The organism is Candidatus Falkowbacteria bacterium (assembly GCA_016699775.1).
Classification (GTDB): Bacteria; Patescibacteriota; Patescibacteriia; order Patescibacteriales; family Patescibacteriaceae; genus Patescibacterium; species Patescibacterium danicum.
Genome location: CP065010.1, coordinates 145,025 through 166,914, shown reverse-complemented (window position 1 = coordinate 166,914; position 21,890 = coordinate 145,025). Strand labels below are relative to the sequence as shown.

Annotated in this window: 19 protein-coding genes and 1 tRNA gene; 10 read left to right on the top strand and 10 right to left on the bottom strand. The window is 35.9% G+C overall.

Translation table 11 applies throughout. The features are described from left to right. Positions 1 to 182 precede the first annotated feature (182 nt). The 6 genes from rny (at position 183) to IPN41_00860 (ending at position 6,603) form a co-directional block, all read left to right on the top strand. Positions 183 to 1,697: a ribonuclease Y gene (gene rny / locus IPN41_00885; GenBank protein ID QQS60520.1), complete on the top strand. Its 1,515-nt coding sequence runs from the start codon at positions 183 to 185 to the stop codon at positions 1,695 to 1,697. Between the two features lie 57 nt (positions 1,698 to 1,754). After that, positions 1,755 to 2,552, top strand: coding sequence for a YmdB family metallophosphoesterase (locus IPN41_00880; GenBank protein QQS60791.1), 798 nt, complete (start codon positions 1,755 to 1,757; stop codon positions 2,550 to 2,552). Positions 2,553 to 2,639: 87 nt separating this feature from the next. Beyond that, positions 2,640 to 4,433 carry an ABC transporter substrate-binding protein gene (locus IPN41_00875; GenBank protein QQS60519.1) on the top strand — a complete coding sequence of 598 codons (1,794 nt, stop codon included), beginning with the start codon at positions 2,640 to 2,642 and terminating at the stop codon, positions 4,431 to 4,433. Positions 4,434 to 4,442: 9 nt separating this feature from the next. Then, positions 4,443 to 4,526: transfer RNA gene (locus tag IPN41_00870), tRNA-Leu, on the top strand. Positions 4,527 to 4,661: 135 nt separating this feature from the next. Beyond that, the gene (locus IPN41_00865; protein ID QQS60518.1) at positions 4,662 to 5,888 is read left to right on the top strand and encodes an MBL fold metallo-hydrolase; all 1,227 of its coding nucleotides are present in this window, start codon (positions 4,662 to 4,664) and stop codon (positions 5,886 to 5,888) included. Further along, positions 5,836 to 6,603, top strand: coding sequence for a ribonuclease J (locus IPN41_00860; GenBank protein ID QQS60517.1), 768 nt, complete (start codon positions 5,836 to 5,838; stop codon positions 6,601 to 6,603). The genes IPN41_00865 and IPN41_00860 overlap by 53 nt, the downstream gene beginning before the upstream one ends. A 92-nt stretch (positions 6,604 to 6,695) precedes the next feature. On the opposite strand, the gene IPN41_00855 is transcribed toward IPN41_00860, so the two are convergent. Continuing rightward, entirely contained in the window at positions 6,696 to 7,460 is a 765-nt protein-coding gene (locus IPN41_00855; GenBank protein QQS60516.1) for an HD domain-containing protein, read from the bottom strand. Between the two features lie 67 nt (positions 7,461 to 7,527). Next, complete coding sequence (locus tag IPN41_00850; GenBank protein ID QQS60515.1) at positions 7,528 to 8,517, bottom strand: hypothetical protein; 990 nt, start codon at positions 8,515 to 8,517, stop codon at positions 7,528 to 7,530. A gap of 143 nt (positions 8,518 to 8,660) precedes the next feature. Between IPN41_00850 and IPN41_00845 the strand changes: the two genes are divergently transcribed. Further along, positions 8,661 to 9,251, top strand: a complete 591-nt coding sequence (locus IPN41_00845; GenBank protein ID QQS60514.1) for a phosphatidylglycerophosphatase A — start codon at positions 8,661 to 8,663, stop codon at positions 9,249 to 9,251. Between the two features lie 60 nt (positions 9,252 to 9,311). Here the strand turns inward: IPN41_00845 and ftsH are convergent, their stop codons facing one another. The 4 genes from ftsH to IPN41_00825 form a co-directional block, all read right to left on the bottom strand. Then, positions 9,312 to 10,736: an ATP-dependent zinc metalloprotease FtsH gene (gene ftsH, locus IPN41_00840; GenBank protein ID QQS60513.1), complete on the bottom strand. Its 1,425-nt coding sequence runs from the start codon at positions 10,734 to 10,736 to the stop codon at positions 9,312 to 9,314. Then, positions 10,708 to 11,124, bottom strand: a complete 417-nt coding sequence (locus IPN41_00835) for a hypothetical protein (GenBank protein QQS60512.1) — start codon at positions 11,122 to 11,124, stop codon at positions 10,708 to 10,710. Before IPN41_00835 ends, ftsH begins: the two co-directional genes overlap by 29 nt. A gap of 24 nt (positions 11,125 to 11,148) precedes the next feature. Beyond that, the gene (locus IPN41_00830) at positions 11,149 to 11,361 is read right to left on the bottom strand and encodes a hypothetical protein (GenBank protein ID QQS60511.1); all 213 of its coding nucleotides are present in this window, start codon (positions 11,359 to 11,361) and stop codon (positions 11,149 to 11,151) included. A gap of 133 nt (positions 11,362 to 11,494) precedes the next feature. Next, entirely contained in the window at positions 11,495 to 12,811 is a 1,317-nt protein-coding gene (locus IPN41_00825; GenBank protein QQS60510.1) for a S1 RNA-binding domain-containing protein, read from the bottom strand. Positions 12,812 to 13,325: 514 nt separating this feature from the next. Between IPN41_00825 and IPN41_00820 the strand changes: the two genes are divergently transcribed. Continuing rightward, a complete protein-coding gene (locus IPN41_00820) occupies positions 13,326 to 13,790 on the top strand; it encodes a hypothetical protein (protein ID QQS60509.1) in 465 nt (154 codons plus the stop codon). 30 nt (positions 13,791 to 13,820) lie between these two features. Further along, entirely contained in the window at positions 13,821 to 14,597 is a 777-nt protein-coding gene (locus tag IPN41_00815; GenBank protein QQS60508.1) for a hypothetical protein, read from the top strand. Positions 14,598 to 15,205: 608 nt separating this feature from the next. Here IPN41_00815 and IPN41_00810 read toward each other — a convergent pair. The 4 genes from IPN41_00810 to IPN41_00795 form a co-directional block, all read right to left on the bottom strand. Further along, positions 15,206 to 16,279, bottom strand: a complete 1,074-nt coding sequence (locus IPN41_00810) for a hypothetical protein (GenBank protein ID QQS60507.1) — start codon at positions 16,277 to 16,279, stop codon at positions 15,206 to 15,208. 71 nt (positions 16,280 to 16,350) lie between these two features. Beyond that, positions 16,351 to 18,894 (bottom strand): DNA gyrase subunit A, encoded by a 2,544-nt coding sequence (gene gyrA, locus IPN41_00805; protein QQS60506.1) that lies wholly within the window; start codon positions 18,892 to 18,894, stop codon positions 16,351 to 16,353. Positions 18,895 to 18,967: 73 nt separating this feature from the next. Continuing rightward, on the bottom strand, positions 18,968 to 19,531 hold the full coding sequence (locus tag IPN41_00800; protein QQS60505.1) for a hypothetical protein: 564 nt from the start codon (positions 19,529 to 19,531) through the stop codon (positions 18,968 to 18,970). 1 nt (position 19,532) lies between these two features. After that, entirely contained in the window at positions 19,533 to 20,186 is a 654-nt protein-coding gene (locus IPN41_00795; protein QQS60504.1) for an MBL fold metallo-hydrolase, read from the bottom strand. A 220-nt stretch (positions 20,187 to 20,406) separates the two neighbouring features. On the opposite strand from IPN41_00795, the gene IPN41_00790 reads away from it, so the two are divergent. Further along, positions 20,407 to 21,882, top strand: coding sequence for an LCP family protein (locus IPN41_00790; GenBank protein QQS60503.1), 1,476 nt, complete (start codon positions 20,407 to 20,409; stop codon positions 21,880 to 21,882). The last annotated feature ends 8 nt before the right edge of the window (positions 21,883 to 21,890 follow it).

Below are 21,890 nucleotides of genomic sequence, written 5' to 3'. Positions count from 1 at the left end.
CCGACTACGGTTTCTGAACAACCTGTTTGTAGTTTATATCTAATGTTAGTAAAATTCTTATCTAATTTCTCTGTTGATACTTACCTGAAATCATTATTATTCTGAATTACTTACTGTTTTCTTTAAAACAGAGTTTACATTAGCTCTTAACATAAACGTCCGTCGGCATGGAAATCACTTCTATGCCCTATCTTATATATATAGTTATTGCTTTCGTCTCAATTTTACTTGGCTACTGGCTACGTAAACAACGAGCCTTAACGCAAATTAACAGTGCTGAATTACGTGCTGAAACAATTTTAGCGGAAACAAAAAATAAAGAAAAAAAGCTCATTCTTGAAGCCCAAGATAAGGCTTTAAAAATTATTGAACAAGCTAAAATTGAAGCTTCTGATCGTCATAAAGAAGTCTCTCAGCTTCAAGAACGACTAGAACAACGAGAAAATTTATTTTCCCAAAAACTGCTTGAACTTCAAGATAAGCAGCAGGCTTTATATGACAAAGTTTCAAAAGTTGAAGAAGCTAAAGAACAGATCCATAAAATTCGTGAAGAGCAAACCGCTGTCTTGGAAAAAGTGGCTCACTTAACGCGCGATGAAGCTCAAGAAAAATTATTTGAACGTTTGGAAAAAGATAGTCGTGAGGCCTTAACCTCTCGCCTAAAAAAATTAGAAAACGAGACTTCAGAAACGATTGATGAAAAGGCTCGGGAACTTGTTTCAGCCGCCATGCAACGTTTGTCCTCAAATTTTATCACTGAGTTAACTACAACTACTGTTGAATTACCTAATGACGATTTGAAAGGACGTATTATTGGTCGTGAGGGTAGAAATATAAAATCTATTGAGCAACTTACTGGTGTTGAAATTATTGTTGATGATACACCAAACGCTATTACTATTTCTGGTTTCTCAGCCATTCGTCGCCATATTGCCAAACAAGCTTTGGAAATTTTAATTAAAGATGGACGTATTCACCCAACAAAAATTGAAGAAGCCATTGATCAAGCAAAACGAGAATTAGCCCTTGATATTAAAAAAGCCGGAGAAGAAGCTTTGTATGAACTTGGAATTACTGGTTTTGATCCAAAACTAGTACAAATTATTGGTCGCTTAAAATATCGAACCAGCTATGGTCAAAACGCTTTGAAACACGCTGTAGAAGTTTCTCATCTTTGTGGTCTTTTGGCAGAAAGTCTTGGCGCTGATGTCAGTACAGCTAAAAAGGGTGGACTGCTTCATGATATTGGAAAAGCAGTTGACCATGAAGTAAAAGGTAGTCACCCAGAAATCGGTGGGCAAATTGCTCGTAAGTTTGGTTTAAGTGAAGCTGTTATTGCCCCAATTGAAAAACACCATGAAGATCACCCTTCTGATATTGTTACGATCATAGTTAAGGTAGCTGATGCCATTTCTTCATCTCGTCCAGGAGCTCGGCATGATAGTTTTGAACAATATGTTCAACGACTTGAAGAACTTGAAAAACTAACTCAGTCATTTGAAGGTGTTGAAAAAGTCTATGCTATTCAAGCCGGACGTGAAGTTCGTGTCTTTGTAAAAGCTGAAGAAGTCAGTGATCTAAAAGCCCATGAAATGGCCAAAGATATTGCTAAAAAAATTGAAGAAGAACTTAAATATCCAGGTGAAATTAAAGTTAACCTACTTCGCGAAACTCGCGTTATTGAATACGCCAGATAAAAATTCTAAAATTTCAAATAGCCAAACTGTAAAACTTCGAAATTAGAATACTACATGATAAACATTCTATTTATAGGCGATATTGTTGGATCTATTGGTCGTAAAGCGGTTGCTGCTCTGTTGCCAGATATAAAAAAAGAGATGGCTATAGATTTTGTGATTGCCAATGGAGAAAATTCCGCTCATGGCAAAGGGATAACGGCTTCCATTGCCGAAGAGCTACTAAACTCAGGAGTTAATTGGATTACAACTGGCGATCATTGCTTTGATCAAAGCACAAATATTCAAAGTTGCTTTAATGATGAACAGCCAATTCTACGACCAGCAAATTACAGCTCACAAGCTCCGGGAAGAGGTTATGCTGTTATCCCAACAGAATTAGGCGACATTCTTCTAATAAACCTTATTGGGCGTAGTTTTATGTCACGCGACTATGATTCTCCCTTTGAAAAATACACTGAAATCATGGCGCTCTTTACAGATAAAAAATTTTCTGCTATAATAATAGATATACATGCAGAAGCATCTTCGGAAAAGATAGCTTTTCGTCATTTTGTTGATGGTAGTGCTAGTGCCCTCATCGGCACCCATACGCACGTTCAAACTGCTGATAATTGTATTACCTCTGCTGGTACAGGTTATTTAACTGATGTAGGTATGACCGGATATGCAGATGGAGTAATTGGAGTTGAAAAAGAACCTGTTTTATATTCATTTCTAACACAAATTAAACAACCTCAACGCCTTCCTGAATCTGGAAAAGCTATTCTTAGTGCGGTTGTAATTTCTATTGATCCGGCTACCAGTCGCTGCCAATCAATCTTACCTATTCAAAGATTTATCTCTATCCAATAATAATAAAACCTCCGAAAGACAAATTCATTTTATCTTTTAGTAGATACCTAACCTTTGTCTTTTATAGTTTTGTCTTTTGATTTTACTATGTTTTCTTTTAAACGTCGTCCGCAAACAACAAAAAATCTTGATCAACAATTAGTTTTTCAACTTTCTAAATCGCGTATCCCCTCCCCCCGTCAATTAAAATACTTAAGTCATTTTATAAAAGGACGAGAGAGACTTTTTTTGTATGGTTTTTTTGTTATTATGGTTAGTGGATTAGCAATTCTTGGATCACTATTATACCAAAAATATATTGAACTAATTCCAAAGGCTGGTGGTACATATATAGAAGCCATGCTTGGAAACCCACAATATATTAACCCCCTCTATGCTTCTTTAAATCCAATTGATGCTGATCTTGAAGAATTACTTTTTTCTCGTCTCTATACATCTGATGCCGAAGGTAATACCGTTCCTGACCTTGCAGACGAACAAACAATTTCCGCTGAAAATAAAACCTACAAAATTACTTTACGGGAAGCTCACTGGCCAACTGGCGAATTGATTACGGCTGACGATGTTTTGTTTACTTTTAATTTAATTCAAAATCCTGATTATAAATCACCATTGAACGCACGTTTCTCCCAAGTAACTGCCGAAAAAGTTGATGACAAAACAATTTCCTTTAGCTTAAGTGAACCCTACGGACGTTTTACTAGTCTCTTGGACTTTGGAATTCTTCCAAAAAATCTCTGGGAGGGCGTTAGTCCGGAAATGATTCCCTTAGCCGAACTTAATCTTAAACCAATTGGTTCAGGACCATATAAACTTAAATCATTAGTAAAAAATAATACTGGAACAATTCGCTCATATACCCTGGAACGAAATGAACACTATTATGGACAAGCTCCATACTTAGATAAAATTATATTTAAGTTTTTCCCAAGCTCAGAAGAAATGGTGGCCGCTATTAATAATGGTCATGTTAATGGTTTAGCTGAGTTACCGGCAAATTTAATTGAGACAATTATTGCAAAAAATTCTCTGAACTTTCACACTATTCCTCAGCCTTATTTAACAGCAGTTTTCTTTAATGCAAAAGCTAAAGGGGCTGTCTCTTTAGCACCAATTCGTCAGGCCTTAACAGCCATTGAAAAACAAAATGTACTTTCTATTGCTGGGCAAAGTGATCGTAAGATTGCCGACAGTCTTATCCCTGCCTCTTACACCAAAACAGAAGCAATGCCTGCTCTGCAATTAAATGAAGCACAGCAGCTTTTAGAAAAAAATGATTGGAAACTAAGAACATTAACAACGGCTGACCTTGAAGCAATCAAAACTTCAAAAACTCCTGGTTCAATTACCGAACTTGGAGTTGGTGAATGGAGAATGAAGGGCAACGATGGTATAATCATTACCTTAGCGGCTCCAACCTCACTTAAGGGAGTTGCGGAAAAGGTAGCTGAAGATTGGAAAAAACTAGGCGTCAAAGTAAATCTAAAAATTCAAGAAGATACCCAAATTCAAAATCAAGCACTAGCTAATAAGGATTTTGATGCCATTATTTATACTGAAGCTTTGGAAACAGGCGATCCCTATCCATTCTGGGCAACTGATGGACCAGGAAATATTTCTGGATATAGTCGCAGCGATGTTGATACCTGGCTTAAAGAAGCTCGGCTCAGTAGTGATGCAAATGTTGTAAGTGATCGATATAATAAATTTCAAACTGCCCTGATAACTGATGTTCCGGCAATCCCCTTATTCTGGAAAGCCTATATCTATCCCCAAACAAAAAAATTAAAAGGTTTTTCTTCAACTTTTTTAAGTGATTCAAGTGATCGTTTTATTGATATTGAATCTTGGTATCTTAAAGTAAAGCGACAAATTAAATAAACTGTGCCAGCCGAAGTGGCGAAACTGGTAGACGCGCAGCGTTCAGGTCGCTGTAAGGGCAACTTTGTGAGGGTTCAAATCCCTCCTTCGGCACTACATTAGTTTTAAGGTTTATAATGTAATAATGTTATAAAGTAAACTGAAAATTCACTTTATAACCTTATAACTTTATAACAAAAACTTTTACTATTAATTCTCTTCTAGAGATAGAAAAAATTTAACTTATATATGATAATAAAATATAAAAATCCTCGGTCGCCGTACCCGCGTCCGAAACCTGGTGATCGACCACTGTCTGATCGTCAAACAGGGCCAATGACAAACAATCGTCAGCGTCCACAAAATACTCCACTACGTCGGGGAACTGATATGCGTACTGGCAATCAATCACAGCGACGCTCTGGTAGTAGACCAATGCCTCGCTTTAATGCTCGTCCGGAGGGATCACGGGTAATTCCAACCTCAAAAATTCCTACTACCCCAGGTAGAATAGCTAATAGACTCCGAGTTATTCCAGTTGGTGGTTGCGAAGAAGTTGGTCGTAATATGACCATTTTTGAATATGATAATGACATTATCATTTTAGATATGGGAATTCAATTTCCTGAAGATGATATGTTAGGGATCGATTACGTAATTCCTAATATTGAGTATCTAAAAGGTAAAGAAAAAAATATCCGTGGGGTTATTTTTTCTCATGGTCACCTTGATCACATTGGAGCTGCACCTATTCTCTTGGAAAAATTGGGCAACCCAACAATTATTGGTCGCAATATGACGTTGGCGATGGTTAAACACCGCGTTGAAGATTATAAACCAAATAGCTCAAAAACACTTAAAACTATTTTAATCAAAGAGCTTAGTGATACATTAAGTCTCGGTATTTTTAAAATTAGCTTTTTCCAAGTTGAACACTCAATCATGGATGCTGTTGGTGTCATTATCAGCACGCCTTCTGGCACAGTTATCCACCCCGGAGATTGGACAATGGAGCGAGACCCAAAAACTGGCGATCCAGTTCTTGATTATTCTCATCTTTCAAAGTTGCAACGACCAACAATTTTAATGTTAGAAAGCTTGGGCATGGTTAGTCATCAAGCTAGTCCAACGGCTGCCGTTTTAAAGCAAAATCTTGAAGAACTTATTTCAAAATCTCCTGGACGCATTGTGATTGGAACTTTTTCTTCACAAGTTGAACGTGTTGGCTGGATTATAGAAATTGCTGAGCGTCTTGGTAAAAAAATTGCTCTTGATGGCTATAGCATGAAATTTAATATAGAGATTGCCAGAGAACTTGGCTATATAAAAAGTCGCAAAGAAACCTTTATAAAAATCGATCAGATTTCACAATTCCCTGATGAAAAAATTGTAGTGATTTGCACCGGCGCTCAAGGTGAAGAAAATGCCGTCCTCTCTCGGGTTATTGAAGGTAGTCACCGCTTTCTTAAAAATTAAAAGAAATGACACTATTGTTTTATCATCTTCAATCATTCCCGGAAATGAACGAGTGATTCAACGTTTAATTGATAACTTGTATCGTCAATGCGATAACGTTATTCATAGAAACTTAATGGATGTTCACATTTCTGGTCATGGCACCAAAGAAGATATCGCTTATATGTTAAAAATAGTTAAACCAGATTACTTTATTCCGGTATATGCAAACTATTTTATGCTTAAAGAAGCCGAAAAATTAGCCAAAGGTATCGGCTTTAATCCAAAACATATTATTGTGCCAAACAACGGGATGGTTATTGAATTTGATAGAACTGGCTATAAATCAAATAAAGAAAAGATTCCTGCTAACTATGTATTTGTTGACGGTATGGGTGTTACTGATTCCAGCAATAATGTCGTCTTACGTGATCGTAAAATGATGTCCGAGGATGGAATGGTTGTTGTTATCACTACTATTGATTCAAAAACTGGTGAACTATTAAGTAGTCCTGATATTATTTCCCGAGGTTTTGTACATATGAAAGAAAATCAAGAATTAATCCAGAAAACCCGTCAAAAAATTCGTTTAATTGTTAAAAACCGTCCAAAACCACAGCCAGGCATGACTGATGATGATTTTTTGAAAAACAAAATTAGATCAGATATTGGTCAATTTCTTTTCCAAGAAACCAAACGTCGACCACTCTTAATGCCAGTAGTGATACGAGTATAATTCCAAATATAAAATTTTAAAACATTAAAACGACAAAACTTAAAAACACCTGGTTATAAAACTAGGTGTTTTTAATTTTTCGATTATACTAATTAGTCTTCAGTATTGAGATTCACATTATTGATAGCTAACTCCATTTCTTTTAAAAGATATTTGTATTGTTCTGGATAGAAATCCTTCGCTCTCTTAAACAATTTAAAGTAAACTTCCTCAGTGTCTTTAACCACTCGACGCTTTTTATCCAAAGTAGTACCTTTTAATGTCCGAAGATTATGTAAACGATCAGCCATCTTTATTAAAATAATTCGTAAATCTTCAGTTTCTTGTAACTTAGAAATATAGACATCATGAGCCTCTTTATCATCTTTAATCTCAACTCCATCAACCTGTGGCCTTGTGAGCGTAATTACCATTTTCGCAACATTTGAATCAAAAGTTTTTGACAAACGGGTATAAGCAATTTTTCTCCACACCGACATTGGCATAGATGTATCGCCATACACTACTGAATCTTCAATAGCATCATGAAATAAAGCAGCAATAACCATCTCAGGATCTTCTACCTTACACTCATCTATTAATATTAAAGAAACCCCCATCAAGTGATCAAAATAAGGTTCGCCTGTATCACGTTTTATCGAGCTAAAAATACCATAACTTAAAGCATATGCTTCATTAATCCTTATAATACTCTCATCTATATAGCCCATAACTTCTAAATGTTCCAAAAAAGTTTTCTTATCTTCTTTATACTTTTTTTTATCATTCTGTTCGCTTGATGCCAATTTACTATCAATAGAATCAGAAAGATTATCAAGTGGCTCATTATTAGGTATTTGTTCAATTTTTTCATTCATATAGATAAACACAAAACGACCAGTTACGGTCGTTTGTATATATAATTACCTAATCATAACTTAATTTTTATTCTCCAAAGACTCGCTCTAATTTACTTTCAACACCCTTACCATTTAGCTGATTATATAATGTAACCCAAGCTACTGTCTGAATAACTGTTACAATTGAACCACCAATAATTAAAATTCCGAAAGAAATAATAGCCCCTATTGCTATAACTGAAACCCACAAAATAAAAGAATTTAAATAGAGAGTAAGAAGTAATAAAAATACAACTGGAATGCCAACAATCAATATGGCCAAAATAATAGCAAAAGTGGCGATGATACTGATGGCAAAAAGGATAAAGGCCATTTCCAAACTTACTAACCAGTTCTTCCAAAAAAGATCCCAAGAAGAGCTAATAGCCTGACTAAAACGTTGACCTTTAATTGTAATAGCAGCGATTGCATATTTAGCAACTAAAGAAATCGCTAAAGCTATGGCAAAGAAGATTAAAAAGATAACTAAATATGCAAGACTAAATGTAAGGGTTGGTTTACTTACCCACAGCAAAACTGGAATAACTGTTGTGGCTGCTAAACCATAAACAAGTACTCTAACAAGTACCTGTAGACCAAGCACTGGCCAAAAATGCTTCCGACCTTCCTGTAATCCTAATGAAGTATCATGATTTTTTGCATTAATACTTTTTTTAGCATTTGAAATAATTTTACTTGCGCTATTTACCAAAGCAACTTGAGAAACGATTGCTAACCAAATAATAGCCACTGCTAGAGTAATCAAAACTGCTACTAAAAGAATAATAGAAATAAAAGTAGCTGTATCAGTGGTTGCTAATTGAAAGAAATTGATCCAGGTTTGTCCATTAAAAATACCTGTCTCCCACCAACGCTGAAAATCGTATGGCGTAGCTCCTCCATTAGTAAAACGATTAACCAATTCAATCTCAAAATTGCTGGATAATAGAGTTGCAAACAAACCAAAAAACCATAGATACTTATTATGCCAACTGATAAGAATGGCTTGTCTAATAATGGATCGATAAAAAGTCATATTATATTAAGGCAATAGCCTTTAAATATTAATATATTTATTATAGCAAATTATTAATAAAACCAACAGACTAAAATAATATTACTAACTTGAGTTGACATCATACTATTTTTAAGCTTAAATACTTAAAAAAAGGAGGTTGAATGTTACATATTCTAAAGGGATTTTTTGCCCTGATTGCTCTTTACATCACCAGTTTCTTTTTTCTCGGTTTTATTCCAAGCTTTATTTCAAAAAAAGCAGGCTCGGGTGGAAGATTAATGGGTAGCTTAATCGGACTCGGATTGTTGATCTATATTTTCACTAACAACCAGTCGGTAGAGCTAGTAGTTACCCTGATAATAATAACATTTTTACTTGGGATATTTCTTATAGGCCCTGCTGAGAGAATTTTCTTTCTCATCTTTGGCCATAGGAAAAAATATATCGGCAAGATAAATTATGATCATACGATCATAGATAAAGTCCATGGTCAGCTCATAGCTGGACTCCCTGTCTTTTTTATCGTTGCTGATCATTGGCTTAAAAGTATTATGTTCTTTATAATCTCTTGGTTTGCATTCCAAGATTTTTACATCTCAAAACCTTGGTTAATAAAAAAAATAGAAAACAAATATCAAGGGAGAAGAGGTTATAAGGGATCATTTGGAATTATGATAGACGATACAGTTGCTGGAATATTAGCAGCCGTACTAACCAGTCTATATATAATAGTTTTCAATTTTTTTGTATAAATGCAAAAAATCCAAGGTTTCACACTTGGATTTTTATTTTACTTCAACCAATCTATAATGCTAACTCATTAACTCCTCAAACTCTTCTTTCTCAATAGTTTCTTTTTCTAGTAATCGCTTGGCAACAGCTTCCAATTTATCTCGATGTTCCTTAATCACTTTTTCCGCCATAGCTGTACCCTGACTCATAAATCCAGAGATTTCACCATCAATGGCTTCAGCAATTTTTTCACTATAATCACGTTGCTCATGAATTTCACGACCTAAGTAAATCATTTCTTCTTTTTCACCAAAAGTTCGTGGACCAAGATTATCAGACATACCATAGTCAGTTACTAAACGACGAGCCAAAGCAGTTGCTCTGCGTAAGTCAGAGGTAGCACCAGTTGTTACATCCTTAAACCATTCTTTTTCAGTCAAATATCCTCCTAATAAAACAGCAATCTCTTCAATAAATTCTGTCTTAGTATGTAAGTGACGATCTTCAGTTGGTAATTTTAACGTATAGCCACCAGCTCGACCTCGAGAAATTATGGAAATTTTATGAACAGGATCTGTATGCAATAAGAAGTGCGAAACGATAGCATGACCAGCTTCATGATAGGCAGTAATTTCTTTTTCCTTATCAGATAATATGCGTGATTTTCGTTCTGGGCCAAGCATTACTTTTTCAATAGCTTCAAAGAGTTCTTGCTGACTAATAATTTTTTTATTATGACGAGCAGCCAGTAATGCTCCTTCATTTAAAACATTAGCTAAATCAGCGCCGCTAAATCCAGGTGTTCGTTCAGCAACACGACGTAAAGAAACTTCTTTGGCTAATGGCTTTTGACGAGCATGGATTCCCAAAATTGCTTCACGATCAGCAATATCTGGATCATCAAGCACAACCTGTCGATCAAAACGGCCAGGACGCATTAAAGCTGCATCCAACACATCAGGTCGGTTAGTGGCAGCCATGACAATGACGCCAGCATTTACTTCAAACCCATCCATTTCAACCAAAATTTGATTTAACGTTTGTTCACGTTCATCATGAGATCCACCCATACCCGAACCACGCTTTCGACCAACGGCATCAATTTCATCAATAAAAATTATACATGGCGCACCACGCTTGGCTTTACGAAATAAATCACGAACACGAGAAGCACCAACACCAACAAACATTTCCACAAACTCAGACCCAGAAATACTAAAAAATGGCACATTGGCTTCTCCGGCTACCGCTCGGGCTAACAAGGTTTTTCCAGTTCCTGGGCTGCCAAGTAGCAATACACCACGTGGAATTTTTGCCCCTAAGGCTGTGAATTTATCAGGCTCTCGCAAGAACTCAACAATTTCTTCTAATTCTTCTTTGGCTTCCTTAACACCAGCAACATCTTTAAAAGTAACTTTATCTTTAGTTGATTGGATTGATTCTCTGGCTTGTGATTGACCAAAACTCATTGCTCGATTATTGGCGCCCTGCACCGAACGCATCATAAAATACAAAAAACAAACCCAAAAGAATAAATGGGATTAAGTATGGCAATAACGCTCCAGCCCAGGCTCGAGCACCAGTAGTTGAAGCAACTGTAATATTAAGAGAGGCAATTTTTTCAGGGGCTACACCTAGATTAGATAGTAGTTCAGAAACTGGTTGACCTGGCTCTTTGGTAACAGACTTCTTACTATCATCTTTTAAGGTTATATTCACTACCTCACCATTAATTTCTAGACTTTTAACAAAGTCATTATTAATTTCTTGTGTTAAACGATCAAAGCCAATCACTTCAACATTACTTCCCTGCTCACTCCACAACGAAAATAAGGCACCCAAAAAAATAAAGGCGAGTAATAAAATACCTACATTCTTAAAAATATTTTTCATAAGTTCAATCGGGAACAAATACTATTATCCAAGATGCTTTTTGATTGAATGAATTTTTAGCGCCACTGAGAACAGATTTAAGGCAAGAAGAAGGATAAATAAGCCTACTAAAAGTCTAAGAAGTAAATCAGTCCAAACAGCCAGCACTGATAACATCAACAAAATAACACCGGTAATAATAAACATCCACATTACATGATTTAATTTTGTTTTGATAACCTGTATAATATTTGTCATATAATAAATTTTATAAATAAATATACAGTAAATATAGCATAAAATAGGACTTTATCCAAAACACTTATTTGTACTATATCGTATTTTTTATGAGCAAACTAAATTCATGAAAGAAAAAAACTATCTTCACTATTTATTCAGCCTGATCTTCATCTTTTGTCTCTGAGGAAATTGTTTCTTTTTTTGGCTTTTTAGCCTTCTTTGGTTCAGTTTTTTCAGCCGAGTCTTCTGAATCTGCTACTACTTCAGTTTCCGTTTCAACTTCTTCATCAGCTTTTTTGGTCTTTTTTTCAGTTTTATCATTTTTGGAAGCAGGCTTTTCTTTTTCACTGGTCTTTGGTTTACCCTTTCGTTCCTTTGACTTTCCAGGCATAGCCAAGCCAAGACGGTGTTCATTAATGTCCAATGAAATTATCTCAAATTCCATCTTATCACCTGTTTTAAACATATCTTCAATTTTCTGTCCGGTGACTAGACCAAGTTGAGAAACGTGAGCTAGACCATGAATGTCAGAATCAAGCTCTACAAACAATCCAAAAGGATTAACTTTAAGAATTGAGCCATTAACTGTTTGACCAACTTCATAACGCTTGGCTACTTCTGACCATGGATCAGCTATTAATTTTTTAGCTGACAAGAAAATCTTTGCTCCTTCAATATTAATAATCTGTGCGGAAATATGATCACCAACTTTATATGTTTCTGATGGATCTTCAATTCTCTGCCAGGCTAGTTCACTAATGTGAATCAAACCTTCCAAGTTTCCACCAAAGTTAACAAAGACTCCGAAGCCAGTAACAGCAATAATTCTGCCTTCAACTGTATCACCAACTTTATACTGAGAAATAAAGTCCTTTTGTTTTTCTTGCCAGGCATCTTTTTCACTAACTACTAATTTTTCTTCTTTACGATCAAGGGTAATAATTTTAACTTCAATTTCTTGACCAACTAATGATTTTAATTTTTCAAGAATTTTTGTTTTATCACCACCAGCCACACGTGGATAGTTTTCAGGTGACAATTGCGAAACTGGTAAGAAAGCAGGAATCTGTGTGTACATTACAAGCAAACCTCCGCGATTAGCTGCACTGATTTTAACCTTAATTGGTTGTTTCTTTTCATAGGCTTCCATAATTGCTTGCCATGTTTTTTCTTGACCAGCAAAACGGAAAGATAATTCTAATTCACCATTTTCATTTTCTGCATCAATCACGGTTGCCTCAATTTCTTCACCTGGTTTTAGTTTTGAAAATTCACTGGCTTCAAAATATAATTCACGACCACGAACTACTCCGGTCATTACGCCACCAATATCAAGACGAACTTCAGCCTTGGAGGCTGAAAGAATTTTTCCAAAAACAGTGTCCCCAACTTGTGGGATCTTAAAACCTTCCTCTTTCATTAAAGAGGCGAAGTCGCTTGTTGAATCACTTACTTTTGTGTTTTTCATAATAAAAAAATTGCTCTTAACTTTGCCAGCTTAGAAGCTGGACGAAAGTCTCTTGGCCACCTTTGCCTCGCTATTTGCTGAGCTTGCTACGTTGTTTAAGCGAGCTTGCTACGGCGAGTAAGCGAACTGTCTCATATATAAGGCGATATTTGCTTATAATAAGATTTTTCCCAAGAGTTTAATAAAGGGTGGTATTCATGGGCTATGCCCAATTGTTAAGTGCCTTATTACGTTACCATATGGTCTTAAAAAAGGCAATATTATTTAATATTAGCAAAATATTGACATTTTCATAAAAATATGCTATATCTTGATATATTTGCTTTTTAACAATTTGTTGAATTATTGAATAATTTACTGATTTTCTGAGGAAAATCTTCAGTTCTCAGAGGCTTTGAAAATTGTTCAATAAACTAAACAAACCCAGGAGGGAAAAATGGAAAGATCAATAATGTATTGGTTCTGCATCCTTACAAGTTCATTTGTATGTGTTGTTGGGTTTCTCATTGTTTTAATGAATAACCTTAATGAAATAAACACACTCGTAGAATTAAACAAAGAAATGGTTCTACCAATCAGTATTAGCTTCGGAGCTATTGTTGGAATCATAGGATTCAGAAGTATTATAAGAGGAGCCAAAAATAGAAAGTTGGTCGTAGAATCTTTAATCTCAAAAAAAGATGCCGAGGGGATTCTTCAGCTTATTTCCGAGAAAGGATATTCCCCAGTGTTCATAGCATGCAGTGATCTGGGATTAGAAAAAGAATTTGAGAAAATACTAAAAAAATTTTTTTCTGACTATTTACATAAACTGCAGGGTAATAAGAGTGAGGATGAGGCCTTAAAAATTTTACATGAAAAATTGAGGCTACTAATTCCTTCTAAATCAAGCATGAAGTCACTCAGTTTACTTCTGGTCGATGTGGCTACTGAGAAATACCGAGTTCCTGATTATTTACAAAATATTCTAACTAACTGAAATTTCATCAAAACAACAAGGAGAGAGAAAATGAAAAAAATATTGCTTGCGTTACTATTTCTTAGTAATATAATAGGAATCACGTTAGCATACTTTGAGAAGCTCTCAAAGAACGAAGTCTGGATAGTTACAGGGTTATATATCATCACTGTAATTATCTTGATAATTGGAGGCGAAAAAATTTTTAAGTCAATATTCAGAATTAACCAAAATCAGAAAGGAGATCAAATGAAAGCAACTCTATTAAGCATTTTTGCACTCTTGTTCTTATTCTTCTTACAAAGTTCAAAAACTTCAGCACAAAGTTTCGAAGAATTAAATATTCTTTCGAAACAAAATGTATCTATCTTACAAGAACTGAAGTCTGGAACCTATGGTCCTCTAAAAATATACGAAGATGAAGGATCAATGGGAGGATGGATTAAGGTGGAAGCTTTCGGATTTTATTTTAGCTCAGCAAAAGAAAATGTGGTTGGCGTTCAAGGAATAAAAACCACATCACCAACAATTCTTGGCGGAGAACTAAATAAAGATCAGTATATCTTGCTTATAAGAACATATGAGCCAGGTTTCATCTCCGGAGAAAACGAATTATATCTTATAGACAACAATAGCTATACAAAGTTGTTTATTCCGGGATATGTTGATAAAGTTTTTGAGGAGAAAGGATTGATCGTTATAGATTCACAGGTTGGAGGTTATCAAAGTCCCACATACACCCAATTTTACTCCGTAGTCTCAACCACCGGAGAAACAATTCTTTACTCCACTTATCAGAAAAAAGTGGAGTCAGAGATCATGAAATAAGTTTTTAACTAACCGCTATCTGGCCTTAACAGCCAGGTAGCTTTTTTATTACAAACTATTTTTATACATCTACCATTACTATATATAGCTCCACTATTACCTATTGTCATCCCCGCCTACCTGCCGGCAGGCAGGCGTATGCGGGGATCTGGGTAAAATTATTATCTTATATCATTCACAAGATCCCCGATCAAGTCGGGGATGACAGTGGAGAGGCGGGAATTTCAGAGGGTACTTGTATTGTATGTAACAAGCCTTAGAAAATGTACGTAACAGGTGAGTGAATTCAAGAATGTGGCCGAGCTTACTGTTTGACGAGTCCTCATTATAGTGAGGACGAGGAGTTTAAGCGAGGCTTCTTGAATGAACGATACCTGTAGTACATTTTCTCTAGGCTTGTTATTTTGGTGCCACCTTTTTTAAAAGGTGGCATTGGTATATTAGAGAGAGGATTAGTTGAATAAATATTTCTAATAATCGCTTATAGAATCAAGACTAGGTCCCCGCCTTCGCGGGGATGACAGAGGAAGGTCGAGGATGACATAAAAAAAACGACCCTTAGATAAGAGTCGTTTTTTTGCTAGATGAACTAAACAACAAAATTAAGATTAACTAGGAGCACATGCGGCATTACCAGTACCTGTGTTAGCAGCCGTACTTTCACCAAAACCCGCACCTGGAGTAGCAGTATCAAGTTTTGTACCACACTCTGCTGGAGGATTGTTGAAAGCTGCACAAATTGTTGTTAAGAAAGCTGCTGGTGAGCGTTCAGAATCAACTTGCTTTCCGTTAATAACCAAAGTTGGGGAACCCTGAACACCATACTCAACATTTTCAGCTTCATGAACTGCAAATGGAGGGAAGCTTCCGTTTGACCATTTTGACTTATCATTAAAAGCTTCGGTAATTTTGAATTGTTTATCAGTAGCTGAGATACAGCTTTGAACTTTTTTTGTATTAACTCCGGTTGAAGTCATACAAGCACCAGAATTACCATCTTTCAAGAAACACTTTAAGAAGGCAGTATATTTCCCATTATCTTCTTTATCAATACAATATTGAACCAAGTTGTCATCCATTTCAATCTTTTGGTGCATGATATAGTTTACAAACTTAATTTTAATATTTGCTTTATCCTTTAATGTTTCCATAACTGGAACAATACCTTTTTCAGCTTGAGTTCCATATGGACAATGACTCATAACAAATAATTCTACTTCTGGCTTATCTGACTTTACTAAATCTGCTGGAGCAACTGGTGTTTGAGCCTCTCCATCGCCAGAAGCGACTGCTGCTTCGGTGTCCATAGCTTGTGGGAAAAATTGCTTTCCATCTTTAGTAATATATGAATCAATATCAGTGTCACCAACTTTTACTTTTAATTTATAGAGACTATCACTATAATCTTCAACAGCGGTAATTGAAGCGGTTGTACCTTGTACTAAATTCTTATTTATAAAATCCTCAGCCTTTGCTTTTGCTTCATCAGCTGAAAGGGCTTTGTTTCCACCCTTAGTATTGAATAAACCACCAGAAAAATTTCCAGCAGCTAAAACAATTAAGATAATGGCCACAGCACCAAGAGCCATCATTAAATTCTTTTTACTTTCCACTTTCTGTGGGGCCTGATTCCCATGTCCTTCAGAAGGCATTGGAGAATGATTATGTTCCATGTTTTCCATAATTTTATATAATTAAAAATAAAGTCCTTACATTATAAGCTAAAGACTCATAGCAAGTCAAACTATACCTTTTATACCCAACTGACGCAAGCAACGTTATCATTTTCTTCTTTGAATCGCATTAATCTCACGCCTTGAGTATCGCGTCCAAGTTCATTAACTGACTTAAATGGCAAGCGAATTACCTGACCTTTGGCAGAAATAATTAAGATATCTCGATCAGACATTGTTTCCGAATTCATAACATACGCATTTGTCAAAGCACCAGTTTTTGAAGTTACTTTGGCAGTCTTAATTCCACTACCTCCGCGAGCCTGTACCTTATATAACGACAAAGGTGTACGCTTTCCATAACCATTAGCCATCACAGAAACAACTTGGTATTTTTTGAGTTGTTCTTTCTCAGTTGACATTACTCCCATACCAACAACAGTATCGCCTTTCTTTAATCTAATTCCCATCACACCAGAAGCATTACGTCCCATAGCCCGAACATCAGTTTCTTTAAAACGAATAGCTTGACCATTGGCGGTGATTAATTGAATTTCATCTTTTCCAGAAGTTGGCTTTGCCCAAATCAAAGCATCATCATCTCTCATTTTCAAAGCAATTAATCCTGAACGTCTAACTTTTGAAAACTCTTCAAGAGCAACTTTTTTCACTACACCTTTTTCCGTAGCAAAGAAAAGATAGGAACTTTTAGTAATTTTATCTAACGGCAAAACTGAAGTGACTTTTTCATCACCAGGTAATTGCAAAAAGTTAACAATCGCTTGACCCTTGGCAGTTCTCTGGGTTACTGGAATTTCATAGGCTTTTAGTTGAAAGGCGCGACCACGAGTCGTAAAGAACAAAATATCATTATGAGTCATGGTGGTCATCATAAACTCAACCATATCTTCTTCTTTGGTGGTTAAGCCAATAACACCCTTGCCACCTCGAGCCTGCACTTTAAAGGTATCAGGAGCTAAGCGCTTAATGTATCCGTCACGAGTCATTAAAACCATGGCTTCTTCATTTGGCACCAAGTCTTCGGTATTAAAATCTTTAATTCCATGAGTGACCAATTGTGTGCGTCGATCATCTCCGAATTTTTCCGATACTTCTATAATATCTTTTTTTACAATACCTAGAATCTTAGTTCTAGATTTCAAAATACTTTCTAATTCCTTAATCAAAGCCAGTTTTTCTTTTAATTCATTTTCAATATGTAGTCGTTCCAAATTAGCCAAAGATCCAAGCTTCATTTCTACAATGGCAAAAGCTTGTCTTTCAGATAACTTAAACTTCTTCATTAAGTTAAGTTTGGCACTTTCACGGTCGGCTGAAGCTTTGATAATTTTAATAACGGCATCAATATTTTCCAAAGCAATCATTAAACCTTCAAGAATATGAGCCCGGTCACGCGCTTTTTCTAATTCAAATTCTGTGCGGCGTCGAATCACAATTTCTCGATGCTTTATATATTCTTCAAGTACAACTTTTAAATTCAGAACACGAGGTTGAATACCATCAATCAAAGCCAGTAAATTTACGTGAAAGGTTTCTTGTAACTGAGTCTGTTTGTATAAACTATTTAAAATCTTTTTTGGAAAAGCGTCTTTCTTTAATTCAACAACAACCCGAACACCGTCTTTATCGGATTCATCTCGCAGGTCTTTAATACCTTCTAATTTTTTTTCTTTCACTAAGTCAGCAATTTTTTCTACCAAGGATGCTTTATTAACTTGATATGGAATTTCAGTAATAATAATTTGAAAGCCACCCTGCTTTGTTTCTTCAACTTCTGCTACACCACGCATGACAATTCCACCTTTTCCTGTTGTATAAGCTCGAGCAATTTCTGATTGATCATAAATAATACCACCGGTTGGAAAGTCCGGTCCTTTTACAAATTGCATTAAATCTTCAACCGTTGCTTCTGGATTATCAATTAAGTGAGTGATAGCTCCGGCTAATTCACGCAAGTTATGCGGAGGGATATTAGTGGCCATACCAACAGCAATACCCATACTGCCATTCATTAGTAAGACTGGTAAACGAGTTGGTAGAACTGTTGGCTCTTGTTGTGAGCCATCATAGTTTGGAATAAAATCAACGGTTTTTTTATCAATATCAGCCAGAAGTTCTTCAGTGATAGGAGCTAATTTTGCTTCTGTATAGCGCATAGCAGCCGCATTATCACCATCCATTGAACCAAAGTTTCCTTGTCCACGAACCAGCGGATAACGCATAGCAAAATCCTGAACCATACGAACCATAGCATCATAGACAGAACTATCTCCGTGCGGGTGATATTTACCAAGTACTTCTCCGACTACAGTGGCTGATTTTCTAAACTTGGCGCTTGGTCGCAGTCCCAAATTCCACATAGCGTATAAAATACGTCGGTGAACTGGTTTTAAACCATCACGAACATCAGGCAAAGCACGTGCCACAATAACGCTCATGGCATAATCAAGATATGAACGACGCATTTCCTCAACAATTGGCTGGGCTTCAAGCGCACCAATATTGTTAGTTGTAGTTACAACCTCTTGGCTATCAGCCTTGGCTGTTTCTTTATCTTTATTCTTTTTTGGTTCTAAGTCTTTTTTAGATGTAGCTTTTGCCATACTGTAAAGTTATAAGGTTAAAAAGTTATAAGGTTATAAAGTAATGAATAACACTATAACTTCTTGAATATCATTAAGGGAGAACTGGGGGCGGAGTAGTTTGGGTTGGTGGTTCGGTTATTGTTTTTTCAACTGTGGCTTTAAAAGCATTTCGTAGTTCATCTTCAGTCTCAGGTGCAATCGTTGAGGTAGCCGGGGCTTCATTAATACTATTTAATTCATTTAATTGGCCTTTAACTTCTGATAATGTATCTGTTAATTCTTTTTTTAAGTCTGTTAAATCAGAATAGGCTGGGGTTTGTGCCTGCGTTGAGGCATCAACCTCTGGGCCAATTATTTTTTTTAAGTTTAAGATCCAAGCAATGACGATTGCTGTCATGATAATTGAAACACCAAGACCGATAATTAATTTTTGTTTTTTTCGATAACCAGATTCCTGATTAGTTTTAAACTGCATGTCTGAATAATGTAATGTATGACCATGGGTCAAAGGAGCTAAAACTGGGGATTCTGGAACAGGGATTGTGACAGGAATTTTTTTCACCTGACGTTTAACAGTTTTCTTCTTAGCTGTTTTTTTTACTATTTTTTTTTCTTTAACAGTGGCTGATTTTTTGACTGCGACTTTGCGAGGCATATTAAAAACTTAATACTACCACTTCCATTATTTCTTGTGGTAGATCTTTTTTAGAAATTTTTAATTTTTCTTCTTGACGCGGTTTAATGGCAATTGCTTTGAGAAAAGTTTCAAGTGTTGCCAACTCATTACTTAACTTTAATCCAGGAATCTGATAATGCATTGGAATAACAATTCGCGGTTCAATTTGATTAATAACCGTCACTGCCTTGGCTGCATTGATAGTATAAATACCACCTACTGGAACTAATAAAATATCAGTACCCTCTAAACTTTCAAGTTGTTTGTTATCTAATTCAGTTCCCAAGTCTCCCAAGTGTGTGATCGACAAATCTTCAATTTCAAAACGATAGATAATATTACCTCCACGCTTAGCGCCTTTTTCTTCATCGTGATATGAAGGCACACCTTCAATAAACACTCCTTTGATTTCATACTCACCAGCGCCGGTTATAATATGAGGATTACCTTTAACAGCTTCACTATTATTATGATCATCATGATCATGACTGATCGTCACAATATCAGCTTCTAGGCGTGGCAATTTTAATCCAGTTTTTTCAGAATAAAAAGGATCAGTCACTACTGTTACTGTATCTGAATGACCTTTACCTTGAAGCTTAAAAGCTGAATGTCCTAACCAAGTGATAATCATAGGATGTAATAACGAATGAACTAACAAGAGATTAAAAAGGGCTTAATTTCTTTATTAGTTCATTGCCTAAATACGCACATAATATATAGGATAAGTATAGCTTTTTTAAAAGGTAGTGTCAACGAATAAGGGCGATATTTTAGCTTGTTTAGGCGATAATTTGTTAAATTAGCGAAATAGGCTATAATGGGTAAGTTATCAAGTTGCCTCTAATCATACTATGGATCAACATCAAGAAATACTTAACAATTTCCCTCCTCTTGAGCAAAAAATTGTTCATCGGAAAAAACGCTGGCCTAAAGTGCTTATTTGGCTAGTAATTCTTCTCGGAACCTTTTTTGCTTTTTTTTATTTTAAACATAAAATAGCTCCCAATGACAATCCATCCTGGATTGATAGTATCCCAATCTTGGGACAAGTAAAGCATTTGGCCGAAAGCGCTGATCGAGAATTAAAAGGCGAAGATCGAGATCGCATTAATATTTTATTACTCGGTGTTGGTGGAAAAAATCATGATGGCGGACAACTATCCGATACGATCATGATTGCAAGTTATAAACCATCAACCAAACAAGTTGCTCTGTTTTCAATTCCACGAGACTTAGCCGTCCCTATAGAAAATATGGGCTGGCGAAAAATTAACACCATCAATGCCTTTGCCGAAGGACGAGAACCGGGCTCAGGTGGTTTAGCCAGTAGCCAAAGTATTGGTCACTTGCTTGAAGAGCCAATTGATTATTATGTTCGAGTTGACTTTGATGGTTTTGAAAAAATTATTGATCAAGTTGGTGGAATTGATGTTATGGTTGAAAATACGTTAGATGACTATAGCTATCCAATTCGTGGCCGAGAAGATGACCCAAATTACTACAGTCGGTTTGAACATCTACATGTTGATGCCGGCTGGCAACACATGGACGGAGAAACAGCCTTAAAGTTTGCTCGCTCTCGTCATGGTGTTGGTGGTGAAGGTACAGACTTTGCTCGTGCTCGTAGACAACAAAAAATTCTTGAGGCTGTTCGTGAAAAAGTACTAAGTGTTGATACTCTTTTAAATCCTAAAAAAGTAACAAGTATTATTGGAGAACTAAATACCAACATTTCAACCAATTTAAAAATATGGGAAATTATTAAATTATTTGGCTTAGTAAAAAATGTTAAGGGGAATAACATCATTAACCAAGTGCTTGATAATAGTCCAAGTGGATTATTAGTTGATAGTGTTGGTGATAATGGAGCCTATATTCTTTCCCCACGTTCTGGTGACTTTTCAGAAATAACTTATTTATTTGCTAACCTATTTGGAACACCACAAAACGAAAATGATACTGAAACAAAAAAGCCAAAAGAAAAAATTAAAGTTACAATTCTCAATGGCACCTGGATTAATGGTTTGGGTAGCAGATTAGCCGTGGACTTTGAACAAGATGGAATTGATGTAGTTGAAATTGGTAATTCCAGTCGTCATAATTTTGAAAAAACTGTTATCTATGATCTTGGGTATGGAACAAAACGCTCAAGTTTAGAATTTCTTAAGGAAAAAACAGGTGCGAATATTGCCCCAACTCTTCCTGACTGGTTAAAAGAAGACTTGACTGCCACAGCTCAAGAGAGTAATAAAGAGCAACCTGACTTTATTATTATCCTTGGTACTGATGCTGATAAAAGTAACTCTGGGACAGAAAATAGTAATTAAATACTCTG